Annotated in this window: 14 protein-coding genes, 1 other RNA gene and 1 pseudogene; 7 read left to right on the forward strand and 9 right to left on the reverse strand. The window is 43.0% G+C overall.

Translation table 11 applies throughout. The features are described from left to right. Positions 1–192 (forward strand): annotated as a pseudogene (locus tag FTU90_RS10860) (IS481 family transposase); the annotation flags it as partial. Positions 193–266: 74 nt separating this feature from the next. Continuing rightward, positions 267–593 (forward strand): hypothetical protein, encoded by a 327-nt coding sequence (locus FTU90_RS10865; RefSeq protein ID WP_257222417.1) that lies wholly within the window; start codon positions 267–269, stop codon positions 591–593. 85 nt (positions 594–678) lie between these two features. On the opposite strand, the gene FTU90_RS10870 is transcribed toward FTU90_RS10865, so the two are convergent. Next, the gene (locus FTU90_RS10870; RefSeq protein ID WP_034608526.1) at positions 679–1,413 is read right to left on the reverse strand and encodes a phosphoglycerate mutase family protein; all 735 of its coding nucleotides are present in this window, start codon (positions 1,411–1,413) and stop codon (positions 679–681) included. Positions 1,414–1,473: 60 nt separating this feature from the next. Further along, positions 1,474–2,325 (reverse strand): 3'(2'),5'-bisphosphate nucleotidase CysQ, encoded by an 852-nt coding sequence (locus FTU90_RS10875; protein ID WP_100355033.1) that lies wholly within the window; start codon positions 2,323–2,325, stop codon positions 1,474–1,476. A gap of 13 nt (positions 2,326–2,338) precedes the next feature. On the opposite strand from FTU90_RS10875, the gene FTU90_RS10880 reads away from it, so the two are divergent. The 4 genes from FTU90_RS10880 (at position 2,339) to FTU90_RS10895 (ending at position 5,343) form a co-directional block, all read left to right on the forward strand. Then, entirely contained in the window at positions 2,339–3,025 is a 687-nt protein-coding gene (locus tag FTU90_RS10880) for an HAD-IA family hydrolase (RefSeq protein WP_035337664.1), read from the forward strand. Then, positions 3,018–3,458, forward strand: a complete 441-nt coding sequence (locus FTU90_RS10885; RefSeq protein WP_005096718.1) for an RNA-binding S4 domain-containing protein — start codon at positions 3,018–3,020, stop codon at positions 3,456–3,458. The genes FTU90_RS10880 and FTU90_RS10885 overlap by 8 nt, the downstream gene beginning before the upstream one ends. Positions 3,459–3,603: 145 nt before the next feature. Further along, positions 3,604–4,644 (forward strand): recombinase RecA, encoded by a 1,041-nt coding sequence (gene recA / locus FTU90_RS10890; RefSeq protein ID WP_005096717.1) that lies wholly within the window; start codon positions 3,604–3,606, stop codon positions 4,642–4,644. A 90-nt stretch (positions 4,645–4,734) separates the two neighbouring features. Continuing rightward, positions 4,735–5,343: a regulatory protein RecX gene (locus FTU90_RS10895; protein ID WP_100357125.1), complete on the forward strand. Its 609-nt coding sequence runs from the start codon at positions 4,735–4,737 to the stop codon at positions 5,341–5,343. 192 nt (positions 5,344–5,535) lie between these two features. On the opposite strand, the gene ffs is transcribed toward FTU90_RS10895, so the two are convergent. Then, an RNA gene (gene ffs, locus FTU90_RS10900) (signal recognition particle sRNA small type) lies at positions 5,536–5,632 on the reverse strand. Positions 5,633–5,925: 293 nt separating this feature from the next. On the opposite strand from ffs, the gene FTU90_RS10905 reads away from it, so the two are divergent. Continuing rightward, complete coding sequence (locus tag FTU90_RS10905) at positions 5,926–6,723, forward strand: YbgF trimerization domain-containing protein (RefSeq protein WP_180050290.1); 798 nt, start codon at positions 5,926–5,928, stop codon at positions 6,721–6,723. A gap of 73 nt (positions 6,724–6,796) precedes the next feature. Here the strand turns inward: FTU90_RS10905 and lpxA are convergent, their stop codons facing one another. The 6 genes from lpxA to rseP form a co-directional block, all read right to left on the reverse strand. Continuing rightward, positions 6,797–7,585, reverse strand: a complete 789-nt coding sequence (lpxA, locus tag FTU90_RS10910) for an acyl-ACP--UDP-N-acetylglucosamine O-acyltransferase (protein ID WP_074382858.1) — start codon at positions 7,583–7,585, stop codon at positions 6,797–6,799. Further along, positions 7,582–8,067 carry a 3-hydroxyacyl-ACP dehydratase FabZ gene (gene fabZ, locus FTU90_RS10915; RefSeq protein ID WP_171063349.1) on the reverse strand — a complete coding sequence of 162 codons (486 nt, stop codon included), beginning with the start codon at positions 8,065–8,067 and terminating at the stop codon, positions 7,582–7,584. The genes lpxA and fabZ overlap by 4 nt, the downstream gene beginning before the upstream one ends. A gap of 5 nt (positions 8,068–8,072) precedes the next feature. Further along, entirely contained in the window at positions 8,073–9,143 is a 1,071-nt protein-coding gene (lpxD, locus tag FTU90_RS10920) for a UDP-3-O-(3-hydroxymyristoyl)glucosamine N-acyltransferase (protein ID WP_005096712.1), read from the reverse strand. A gap of 3 nt (positions 9,144–9,146) precedes the next feature. Continuing rightward, positions 9,147–9,644: an OmpH family outer membrane protein gene (locus FTU90_RS10925; protein ID WP_180050287.1), complete on the reverse strand. Its 498-nt coding sequence runs from the start codon at positions 9,642–9,644 to the stop codon at positions 9,147–9,149. A gap of 82 nt (positions 9,645–9,726) precedes the next feature. Beyond that, positions 9,727–12,171 carry an outer membrane protein assembly factor BamA gene (gene bamA, locus FTU90_RS10930; RefSeq protein WP_180072671.1) on the reverse strand — a complete coding sequence of 815 codons (2,445 nt, stop codon included), beginning with the start codon at positions 12,169–12,171 and terminating at the stop codon, positions 9,727–9,729. 39 nt (positions 12,172–12,210) lie between these two features. After that, entirely contained in the window at positions 12,211–13,566 is a 1,356-nt protein-coding gene (rseP, locus tag FTU90_RS10935; RefSeq protein WP_180050281.1) for an RIP metalloprotease RseP, read from the reverse strand. Between the last annotated feature and the right edge of the window lie 3 nt (positions 13,567–13,569).

Below are 13,569 nucleotides of genomic sequence, written 5' to 3' on the forward strand. Positions count from 1 at the left end.
CGGTTCCATTACGACGATCACACTCAGCTATGCATTCACCTTGCTGATTTTATTGCTGCATACAACTTCGGCCGCAGACTCAAAACACTCAGGGGCCTGACTCCCTACGAATTCATCTGCAAACAGTGGACAGATGAACCTGAACTTTTTAAGATTGATCCGATCCATCAAATGCCGGGACTAAACACCTAGCAATCGAACAGCAATATATTGAATACTTTAAGACCCAAGGTGAAAAAGACATTTTAGGCCGGGTGATTTCCAATATGAAAGGCACTGCTGAACTTCAGGCATCTCAAGGCGTAGATGCCTGGTTAGGCTATGGTGTGTATTTGCCCGCAGTAGAATATATCTTTGCCCGATATAAGGGTGAAAATGAAGTAGATTTTTATATACGCACCCGCTATCCCCAACAAGTCGTTGCAGCTTACAGCCTTCCGGAACATGACATCGCAACACTGATCGCCGCCGACAAATATAGTCGCATTCATCAGCAACAGGTTCCAGTCAATAGTCCTCTTTGGCCGCTGAATGATACAGGTGACCTGCTTGATCTCAATGCCTATCCTCAGCGCTTAAAAGCCAACATTTAGAAAAAACAGACCTATATGTAAAAAGCCCAATCATATCTGCGATTGGGCTTTTTATATGATAAATGAATGACCTATTAAATTAAAATTACTGGGAACGCTTAAAATCAGCAATATCTAGCTCATGTACCTGACCACGCCAGATCCATTTCAGTTTTGATTCCAGAAAAACATCGCCCTCGAACCAGACAAACAGACCTTCCATCATTTTGGGCCAGTCTTCTCGGCTGATGTCCTGACGCCCGGACATTACGGCAATCATCGCTGCCAGAATCGTGTCATGACTGACTGCCAGACTCAGCCCATACTTATTTTGCGGATGGGTGTTATAAATCAGTTCCAGCACATCCACCACACCATGAATCGGCTGTTTCATCCCCGGCAAGGCATTATTCACAAAACTGTTCACAAAACCGAGAGCGCCCTGCTTGGCAAAATAAGGACCGGCTTTTTGAATATCCAGCACAAAACTGCCCGGCTCGACCAGCAATCCCTGTTCGATAATTTCAATACGATGGGTATTCTGCTCAGGGGTAACCGCATCCGCACCTTCAATCATGAGCGCAGCAGTATCAATACAGCGCTGGATCGGGCTCGAAATACAGTGATGAATTACACGATCTGTCTGATCAGCCAGATAAGCGCCCCATTCCTGTGCCAGATCCCGCCCCTGACCAGTCAATTGCAGGTCATAACCTGCCAGACCTTGACCCGGAACATCTTCACGAACCGAATGGCGTGTGAATAAGGTGACAGGCGTCTGTACATCAGGCAATAAATCAATTGCACTTAACATACTCGGTGGAAGCAGTTTCAGGGACACGTGACAGCCAACTGGATTGGTAATGAGTTAATCATCACTATACCATGCTCAGGATTTTGCTCAATGCTCGGCCTGCATGTCAGCCACCGCCTGTAATGCAATATTTTTCATATTATTATTTTTATAGGCAATAAATCCGCCATTGAGCAAGGTATCGCGATGATTATAAATAAATGGCCGTCCTTTTAAATCGACCAAACCACCACCAATCCGTTCCAGCATACATTGACCAGCACTAGTGTCCCATTCCGAAGTCGGATGAAAACGTGGATAGATATCCACCTGATCTTCCAGCATCATACAAAACTTGTAGGCGCTGCCCGCTTTGAACTCTGTATATTCGGTAAGTTTGGCCAGATGCTGTAAATAGTCGACATATTTCGGTTTCTGCTGGCTACTTTGACTCAGACCGATCGCAATTCTTTGGTCTGTTGGCGCTGCTTCATAGCCAAACCACGTATCTCGCTGAAGGTCATATTTATAAGGTAGCCCCTGCTCTGCACAGAAATAAATCATTTGCTGTTCTGGTACTGCCAATATGGCAAAAGTCGTCAAACTTCCACGAACCAAACTCAAATTGATGGTGAATTCAGGCCGCTGATGCAAAAACTCCTTGGTGCCGTCTAGCGGATCTAATAACCAGAATTCTGGCCATGAACGACGCTCATGTTCTTTTCCTTCTTCTGACAATAAAGGCAAGTCTGAAATATCTGCCAAAGCCTGAGTTAGAAAAGTATTGACCCTCAAGTCTGCCTGAGTTACCGGAGAATTATCATTTTTTTGGATGACATCAAAAGCCGCACCAGAACAATAACGCTGATATTCTTCTCGCAAAATTTCACAGGCTTGTGTCAAAATGGGCACAAACTGCAAAATCATCGGATCTTGTGGTGCTGCTATTGCTTTAAACATAGAAAACCTAAATATGTCAAAATGCTCTGAAAAACCTACCATAATTTTCGATATGGATGGAACTTTACTTGATCTTGCCTACGATGATTTCATCTGGAATGAGTTGCTGCCTGTGCGTTATGCTGCCACACATGGCTGTAGCATGGAACACAGTCAGGCGACCCTCTCCGCATTCTATCAGGAACATAATCATACCCTAAACTGGTACTCCTCACGCTTCTGGACGGCTAAAGTCGAAGTTGATGTTCTGGCGATGCAGATTGAACATAAAGACAAAGTCGCCTTACGCCCGTATTGTCTCGAATTACTGGATTATCTTAAAACGAATGGCTACCCGATCTGGCTGGCCACCAATGCCGATTGTGCCGGACTGGCCTTTAAACTGGATCACTTAAATTTAAGCCATTATTTTGATGTGATTGTCAGTTCAGAAACGATTGGGCACGCCAAAGAATTTGTTGAATTCTGGCAAGGCTTGAATGCCATGCATCCCTTCGATCCGCAACATGCTTATTTTATTGATGATACCGAAAAAGTCCTGAATGGTGCCAAAGCCTACGGGATTGAAAACCTGCTCAGTATCCAGCAACCCTCTTCGGCCAAAGTCGCACGCGAGACTTGCAATTATCCGATGCTGCACCAATTAACAGATTTAATCACTTATTTAAATCAGGCTGAGGTAGAGAAAAAATATGCGTAAATCGTCTTTACCCGAAGATGCGGTAGGCATGCGTATAGACAAATGGCTTTGGGCAGCACGGTTTTTCAAGACCCGTTCCATTGCCAAACATGCAATTGAAGGTGGTAAAGTCCACCACAATGGTGAACGTGTCAAAGTATCACGCGAAGTCCGTGTCGGTATGGAACTGACGATTCAGCAAGGCATCGACAAGAAAACTGTCCTGGTTAAAGAACTTTCTGATGTTCGCGGCCCTGCACCTGTGGCACAAAAACTGTATGAAGAAACCGAAGTCAGTATTGCTCGACGGGAATTGATTACCTCACAAAGAAAGTTGCATAATCTAGCTCGTCCCGATCATCGTCCAAGCAAGAAAGATCGCCGGGATATCAGTAAATTTAAAAATGAAAATAGTCAGAGTTTTGATCAGTCATGGTCGTATAATGACGATTAAATTCAAGCGTCAGAATGTGTCGTACATGCGCTGACATTGATAGAACACTAGGGAAAATTCTGTCACTATACGCCTGTGGAACAAAGCTCTAATTTAAGACATCCACTTGAGTACTAACTGAGTGACATCGTATTGAGGTTGTAAGATGGATGAGAATAAAAACAAGGCGCTTAACGCTGCCTTAAGCCAGATTGAAAAACAGTTTGGTAAAAATACAGTCATGCGTCTTGGTGACAATACCGTTCAGGCTGTTGAAGCAGTATCTACAGGTTCTTTAACCCTGGATATCGCACTCGGTATTGGTGGCCTACCGAAGGGCCGTATCGTCGAGATTTATGGTCCTGAATCATCAGGTAAAACCACGATGACCCTGCAAGCAATTGCAGAATGTCAAAAAGCCGGTGGTACATGTGCATTTATCGATGCCGAACATGCACTTGATCCGCAATATGCGCGTAAACTTGGCGTAGATATTGATAACCTGCTGGTATCGCAGCCCGACCATGGTGAACAGGCGCTTGAAATCGCAGATATGCTGGTACGCTCTGGTGCAATTGACATGATCGTGGTCGATTCTGTAGCTGCTCTAACGCCACGTGCGGAAATTGAAGGCGAAATGGGTGACTCGCATATGGGTCTGCAAGCCCGTTTGATGAGCCAGGCACTGCGTAAAATCACCGGTAATGCCAAGCGTTCCAACTGTATGGTGATCTTCATTAACCAGATTCGTATGAAGATTGGTGTCATGTTCGGTAGCCCGGAAACCACGACTGGCGGTAACGCATTGAAGTTCTATGCATCTGTACGTCTAGACATCCGTCGTATTGGTCAGGTGAAAGAAGGTGACGAGATCGTTGGTTCTGAAACCAAAGTCAAAGTCGTGAAAAACAAAATGGCGCCTCCATTTAGAGAAGCCCTGTTCCAGATTCTGTACGGCAAAGGCGTGAACCATCTGGGTGAATTGATCGATCTGGCTGTACAGCAAGAAATCGTGCAGAAAGCCGGTGCGTGGTATTCTTATCAAGGCGACAAAATTGGCCAAGGTAAGAACAATACCATCCGTTATTTGGAAGAGCATAAAGAAATGGCGCAAACCATTGAAAAGCTGATTCGCGAGCAACTGCTGACCAAAGCCGTGATCACTGAAGAAGATAATAAAGAAGAAGCAGATCTTTTAGATGCCTAATCTATTATCTGCCTAGTCTTTAAACATCACGACACAGCGCCCTACGGGGCGTTTTGTTATGATGGGTAGATGATAAAATGCGAGAGAAAGATGTCAGAGGCAAAATTCAGCAAACTGCTCGATTATGAAACTTTAAAACAGCAATTTGGCGATGCTGATGATCAAGCGACCCAGCAAAACACATCGAAACAAAAACCCACTTTCGACTCAGAAGAGCGCCTGTTTGATACCCTTGATGAAAAGAAAAAACCGGGCTTAACTGGCTCGCGTTTGCGTTCGTATGCTTTTGCCGTACTGACCCGCAAAGAATATGCTAAAGCCGAACTGATCGAGAAGCTATGCCTATATGCAGAGGATCGCGATGAAGTACTGGAATTAGTTGAAGAATTATCACGAGAGAATTACCAGAGTGATCAGCGTGTCGCAGAAACCATGCTGTCGAGCCAAAAGCGTAAAGGCAAAGGCCCCAATCAGATTAAAATGAAATTAAAAAACAAGAAAGTTGATACAGCTTTAATCGCAGAAGAACTGAAAGAAACTGACTGGGTGCAGCAAGCCTACGAGCTGAAAGTCAAAAAATATGGGGCGGAAGTTACTAAAGATCCGAAGCTCAAGGCCAAACAGATCCGTTTTCTGATGTACCGTGGTTTTGAAATGGATACGATTATTAAGGCGATTAACCGTAAAGTGGAAGATTAATTTGTATTCAGATTCATTAATAGACCTACTACAAAAGTGTTTGCAGATTGATCTTAAAATGAGAAAATCAGTTCGCTAGCAGAACGAATTATCGGGATAATAAAATATTAAAAATTAGCTGATATTAGAAGTGAGCTTTGAGATTAATAGGCTGGGATAAAATGTTTTTATTATTGAAAAATATGGTGGCAACCCTACCAGCAAAGCTCCGGCACATCATAGTTCTATTACCGTTGCTACCTTCCGGTCCTGGCGGGGTTCATAGAGTACAATTGCGAAGTAACCAGCAGGGCTACCATTACAAAAACAGAGTATAGAGATTTTTAATCAAGTTGCAAGCTTTGTTCCTTAAAATAATCCATCAAGCTATCCGTTTGATTATTTTAAAAACAATATTAATATTTCTGCTGATTTTCAAGCGATCTTCACAATCAATCCATCAACACCCAGATTCGCATGATCTTTGTAAAACCTTGTTGCAATTTCTAAAAATGCCGTTTTTAATGTGTGCAATGTATATGAATGATCTTCTTTAAAAGATGAGCAGCGGATACGTATCTCACAAAGAATTATGGAAATTTTATGATGTTTAAAAAGACCGTATTGTGTGCAGTGACAGCACTCTTTACCATACCGCTATTTGCCAATATTCCAATTGAATCGCGTGGCTTGAGCCAGACTGCCAATCAAGCGTCAATGAATACCCAGTCTGCGAGTTCTGCCGGCGTATCGACACCTGTGCAAACCAATACCAGCTGGCAGATTATGCAAAAAAACCAGCAACTGGAAAGTGATCTGCGGATCTTGCGCGGCAAAATGGAAGAACAGGAAAATGAAATTGCCCAACTGAAAAGCGAACTGACCAATCGCTATGCCGATCTCGATCAGCGCCTGGAACTGTTACAGCAAAAAATTGAACCGGCTGAAGAAAACCCAACGGAGGACAACCCACAGGATAGTTCTCCCAGTTTAAATGCGAATGAGATCAATACAGCGAGCAGCGGACAACAGCCCACCGAGCTGGACAAAGCAGCCTATACAGTAGCCTTAGATGCCTATAAAAATGGCGGTGCAGCCAAAGCCATTGCACCCATGCAGAACTTTATTAAAAACAATCCGAATAGTGTGTATATCAGCAATGCCTATTTCTGGTTAGCAGAATTCAATCTGGCCATCGATCCGCCAAATTTTGAAGAAGCAAAACGCAATTACACCATTGTGGCAGACCGCTATCCAAAGTCGACCCGTGCTTCGCGTGCGCTTTATCAACTGCATAACATTAGCAAGGACGTCGAGCAAAAACCGGCCATTGCCACCCAGTACAAGAACAAATTACTCAGTAATTACCCGCAATCTGAAGAAGCTAAATTTTTTAAGTAATAATCTTCTAGATAACCCTTAATTCAGCAATAAAAAAGACACCTTAAAGGTGTCTTTTTTTACTTGAAATATTTTAGCGCACAATACCACGCTTGGATTGTTCAAGAGAATCAATCAAACGTTGTGCTTCGGCAACTTCCGGCAAGATATCTTTACGAATCTGCTCGATTGCTTCCTGAGTGGTTAAACCTGATTTATAAATCAGTTTAAAGGCAGTACGCAAACCGTCAATTATGGCCTTAGACCAGCCCTTACGACGCATTCCCTCAATATTCATAGCAAAAGCGTGCGCAGGATTACCTGACACCATCACATAGGCCGGCACATCTTTCAAAATCAGTGATGCTCCGCCAATCATGCTATAAGAGTCAATCTTGCAGAATTGATGAATCCCTGAGTTTCCACCAATGACCACATAATCCCCGACATGAACATGTCCAGCCACACCGACATTATTGGCAAAGATATTGTGATCACCGACCATGCAGTCATGGGCAATATGGGTGTTGACCATTAGAAGATTATGACTGCCAATCTTGGTTAAACCCTGATCCTGAACGGTACCACGATGCAAACTACAATGCTCACGGATCTTGTTGTGATCGCCAATCTCAAGCCAGGTTTCTTCACCGGCATACTTAAGATCCTGACAAACCTCGCCTACACTGGCGAACTGGAAAATTTCATTATATTCACCTATACGCGTATAGCCACCCACCACTACATGTGAATGAAGTTTGCTACCCGCACCAATAGTGACGTTTGGCCCAATAATACAGTATGGACCAATTTCTACATCAGCAGCGATGACTGCTGATGCGTCAATAATGGCAGTTGGATGAATAAGGGGATTATTGCTCATGCCTGCTCGACTTTTTGATGCGAAACCATAATTTCCGCGGTTGTTGCGACGACGCCATCTACAGTGGCAATACAATTATATTTGTAAATGCCGCGCTTTTGCATCACCAATTCAGCTTTTAATACCAATTGATCGCCTGCAACCACCTGTTTTTTAAACCTAACCTTCTCCGCACCGGCAAAAAGGAACAATGAACCCGCACTTGGTGTTTCATTGTTCATCACAAAACCCAAGATTCCCGAGATTTGTGCCAGTGCTTCAACAATCAGCACACCCGGCATAATTGGATAATTCGGAAAATGGCCTTGCAAAAACTCTTCATTAATTGAGACGTTTTTATAACCAACAATGCCATTTTCGGTAATCTCGACCACGCGATCAACCAATAAAAATGGATAACGATGGGGCAAATATTCACGAATCTTTTGAATATTCATTGGCAATTCAGGTTTCGTGAATGTAGGCAAATTCGACTCTGTCATCATAATTATTTACGCAACTTAAATGTTGATTCAATGGACTCAATTTGAGATTGCATATGATCTAGTCGTTTCATCACCTGGGTCAATGGCACATCTGCTAATTGTTTAAAACGCACAGCAGCACGTTTCCAGTGCAAACTTTCCAACATAGGTGTGCCAGAAGAATAACTGCCCGCCTCAGAAATATTTTTTGTCACCATTGACATGCCAGTAATTGTGACATTATCTGCGATATTAATGTGGCCTACTACCCCCACCGCACCTGCAAATACACAGTTTTTGCCAATTGTAGTGCTTCCGGCGATTCCGCATTTTGCTGCGAGTGCGGTATTGGCACCAATCTTGACGTTATGCGCGATTTGCACAAGATTATCAATAATCACACCCTGTTGCAAAATCGTATCATCCAATGCACCGCGGTCTATACTACAGTTTGACCCGATACGCACATCATCAGCAATACGCACAGAACCAAGCTGGGCAATACGATGCCATTTACCTTGATAAGGTGCAAAACCAAAACCTTCGCTGCCAATCACGGTATTGGCATGAATACGAACGCGATTGCCAATTTTGGCGCCACCCGTCAGCGTCACATGCGCATCAATAAAACAGTCCTGACCGATTTCCACATCATTATCGACATGTACATGAGGCTGAATCACGGTATTGGCGCCCACAACACAATGCTCGCCAATCACCACATAGTGTCCAATATACGCATCATCGGCGATGATCGCTGAAGGATGAATTTGAGCAGTACTTTCGATACCACGCTGGGTATTTTTTTTCTCAAATACATGGGTCAGGATCGCAAAAGCCAGATAAGGATTTGCAACAACAATAAAGTTCTGATGTGACGTTATTTGTTGTTTCAGTTCAGCAGTGACAATTAAAGCAGCCGCCTGACTTTGATTGGCTTGCTCTACATATTTGTCTGCATTGACGAATGCCAAATCTTGCGATGTCGCATGCTCAAGACTGGCCAAAGCGCTCAAACGCAAATCTGCCTGACCTACGCACTCGCCTTGAACCAGGCGAGCAAGGTCAGCTAACTGAAGCTGTTGATGATTCATTGATTACTTAATTGCATTAACCTTTTGAATCATTTTATCAGTTAAATCATATTTAGCGTCATAAGCAAGTGCTGAATTTTTATTTAAAACCACATTCAGGTTATTTTCTTTACGCAATTGTTCAGCAATTTGCTTTACACGTGCATCAAATACCGTCCGAATCTGCTGAATCGAACTTTGAACATTACTCTGCACAGATTGTTGCAACTGATTCAATTCCTGAAATTTAGCCTGATATTGCGTAGACATCTTCTGCTTTTCAGCATCGCTCAGTTTGGTATTAGACTGAGCACGCTGCTGCAAAGCTTCCAGTTCTTTACTGAGTTGTTCAATCTTGCTGGTTTGTGGCTGAATTTTTTGTTGAAATGCCGTGTTTTGCTGTTTCAGATAAGTACTGCCTTCGACTACACGCTCCAAGTCAATCACACCAATACCAGCTGCTTGAGTCAAAGGTGCAACACTTGCCAAAGCCAGGCTCATCGCCATGATCATTTTTTTCATATTCTTACTCATTCAAAAAAATTTGCTCATAAAGCCTCGCAACCTCATGAGCAAAATCTATATTCAGGATTAGCTAATAATCTTAGAAAGTACGGCCAATTTCGAACTGGATATTTTTAATTTCATCACCATCTTTCTTATTCAACGGATAAGCATAGCTCAGTGACAATGGGCCAATCATGGTAATCCAGGTGAAACCCGCACCGACGCTATAGCGCATATTGCCTGCATCGAAACCGAAGTTATCTTTACAATATTGACGTAAGTCACCAGATTGTGAAACATCGCAGTTTGTATCGAAAACTTGTGCACCTTCGGCAAAAATCACTGGACGTACCTGACGTGCCCAATCGCCTTTAAATGGCACTGGCAGTACCAGTTCAGTACCAAACTGAACCAATGCATTACCACCAACCTCCTCTAGATCAAAGTCACTAATGCCTGCATTTTCTGCATAGACACTGTCATATTTTGGACCTAAAGTACTGTTTTCATAACCACGCACTGAACCAAAACCGCCAGCATAGAAGTTTTTATAGAATGGTAAGTCATTACCATAGCCCAACTTCCCATAACCGCGCAGCACAAAATCTTTGCCTAGCGGGAAGAAAGCCTGAGCATCATAAGTCACTTTTTGATATTCAACATCACTACCTGGCAAGGCTATTTCAGCATTGATACGATGTGACATTCCTGTCGTCGGAAACATTGGACGGTTTAAAGTATTGTAAGACCAGCCTAAGTTTAAGTTATATGTTAAAAATTCACCTTGAAAGCGGTCTGATTTTAAATCAGTTTTACAAGGATCAGCATTGTCGATACAGTAAGGACTTTGGCCTATTGACTTACCGTCATTTGCTAATAGGTAATCACGAACATAGGTGGAAACACCATTACCAGTCGTTACTTCAGTATTGTCGACATTTAGGCCTAAGCTAACACTCTGGTTTTCATCAATTGGATAACCGAAGTTGATTCCACCACCTAAACTGTCCGTCACATAGTTGTTGACGTTATAGTCATCGTCTAGCTTGGTCTTGCGGTAGTACATGTTATAACCGCGACGTACACCATCAATGGTAAAGTACGGGTCCATCACACTCAGGTTATAATAATCTTGGGTTTCAGAACGCGACAAGTCGATCGATACACTATTACCAGTGCCCAGGAAGTTGGTTTGACTTAAACCTGCCTGGAAGGTCACACCGCCACTTTGCGAGAAACCCACCGCCAAGGTACTGGTACCTGAATGCTGTTCTTCTACTGCGACATTTAGATCGACCTGATCCGGTGAACCCGGAATACGTGCAGGCTTAATATCAACTGTTTTAAAGAAACCGGTACGTTCCAGACGGACTTTAGACAAGTCAATTTTTTCATTACTGGCTAAAGCACCTTCCATCTGGCGCATTTCACGACGCAACACTTCATCTGCAGTTTTGGTATTACCGGTAAAATTAATACGTCGTACTGTAACTTGCTGACCTGGGTTAATGTAGTAATTTAAATCAACCTGTTTGGTTTCATTATTAATTTGAGGAACAATATTCACTTCTGCATAATAATAACCAGCATTACCATATTTACGCTGTAATAGCTGCTTAACCACATTTACTTTTTCTTGCGAATAAGTTTCACCTTCTTTAAACAGCTGTAAGGCTTGCAATTCTTCAGTTTGATAAAGTGCATCACCTAAATATTTGGTTTGACCAAATTTAAATTGTTCGCCTTCATCTACAGACACTTCAATAAAGACATTCTTTTTATCTTCACTCAAGTTCAAACTGGAATTGGTAATATTAAAGTTAATATAACCCTGGTTCAGATACATAGCACGCAATGCTTCAAGGCTTGCAGCCATTTTTTCACGTGCATAACGGTCATTACGTGAAATCACCGAGTTCCAGCTACTTTCTTTAACAGCAAATACCTGTTTAATATCTGATTCTTTGAAAACAGTATTGCCAATGATATTGATATCAAAAACTTTTGCGGCTTTACCTTCAATAAAATCAATCTGCAATTCAACCCGGTTATTCGGTCTTGCTGTCGTCGTGACTGTAACATCTGCATCATAGCGACCTTGCTGCATGTATTGCTGCTCAAGCTCGGTTTCGACTGTCTGTAAAGCAGATTTTTTCAGCACTTCACCTTCAGCCAGACCCATTTTTTTCAGGCCATCTTCAAGTGCTTCCTTTGGAATCAGCTTATTGCCTTTCAGTTCGATTTTCGAAATGACTGGGCGCTCTACCACCTGAAAAACTAGAGTATTGCCTTGCTGAACAGCTTTGATGTCATCAAATAAGCCTGATGCATATAAACTGCGAATTGCATTGGCAATGACCGGATCATTGACCCGATCACCACTGTTAATTGGCACGAGGCCATATACATTCTCAGGAGTTAAACGCACTAATCCATCAAATTTTATATCTTGTACAATGAATTCATCTGCTGCATATACTTGTTGTGCTACTGCCATTGCACTAACGAGTGCCAGAGGCATAAATAAATGTGTGTGCTGCATGCCAGTCTTTTCCGCTGTTAATTTATTCCATCTACGTTGTTATAAACGCATAAAATCATTAAATAATGCCAGAAGCATCATACTGCCGAGCAGTACCATACCAATTTTTAGTCCAACCAATTGTATTTGTTCGGAAACAGGTTTACCACGAATTAATTCAACAAAATAGTAAACCAGATGTCCGCCATCAAGCATTGGAATCGGCAGTAGATTTAATATTCCTAAACTTACACTCATTAGCGCCATAAAGGAAATAAAAGTTTCCCAACCCATTTCCGCGCTTTGTCCTGCGACTTTGGCAATGGTGATCGGTCCAGATAAGTTATCCAGTCCAATCATGCCACGTACCATTTTGACAATCGAGTTCAGAATCATCGAAGATAAGTGCGCAGTTTTATCAAATGCCATCACCAGTGCTTCAGCTGGATTGTAGTGAATGGTCTGCTTATATTCTGTGGGAATCGAGATTTTACCCGGATCACTTTGTACACCGAGCATACCCGTGACATTGCCCATATTGTCACGCTTGCCCTGTGGCATCACTTCAAGTTGCACCACCTGGTTTTCGCGCAATACATCCATCTTCAGTAATTTTTCTGGTGATGCCTGTACAATTTGTACCACATCAAACCAGTCTTTCATCTGGACACCATCAATGGCCAGAATTTTGTCACCTTGCTTCAGGCCTTGGCGAATTGCTGCACCATCTTCAGTCAGCTTGCTAATCACAGCCGGAATTTCCGGTCGATAAGGCAAGAAGCCCAGACTGTCTAACGGAGATTGACTCTGGTCTTTTAAATAGTCACGAATCGGTAACTGGAACAGCTTGTTTTCCCCGGCACGTTCTGCCTGAATAGACACTACGCCCGTTTCACCCACACGATCCACCAGCGCATAACTCAGTTTTTCCCAGGTTTCGACTGGAGTCCCGTCCACAGCAACAATTTTGTCACCCGGCTGCATTTGTACTGTTGCAGCCGGCGTATCTGGTAAAACTTTACCAACGCGGGTATTCAGCTGCTCTTGTGCCGGTAAAAACAGCACCCAGAATAACAGCACCGCAAGAATGAGGTTGATCAATGGTCCCGCTGCCACAATGGCAATCCGTTTCCAGGGATGCTGACGGTTAAATGCTTTGGGCAAGTCTTCTTCAGCAACATTGCCTTCACGTTCATCCAGCATTTTCACATAACCGCCTAAAGGTAAGGCGGATAGCTGATATTGAATGCCGGATTTTTTTGAGGTCCACTTTAACAGCGTTGGTCCAAAACCAATCGAATACACCAACACTTTAACGCCCAGTTTACGCGCCACAATATAGTGACCAAACTCATGAATCGCAATTAAGGGACCGAGTAACAGGATTGCGGCTGCAATAATAAACAAGGCGTTCATGTC

This window comes from Acinetobacter sp. YH12200, from assembly GCF_013418175.1.
GTDB lineage: Bacteria > Pseudomonadota > Gammaproteobacteria > Pseudomonadales > Moraxellaceae > Acinetobacter > Acinetobacter pseudolwoffii.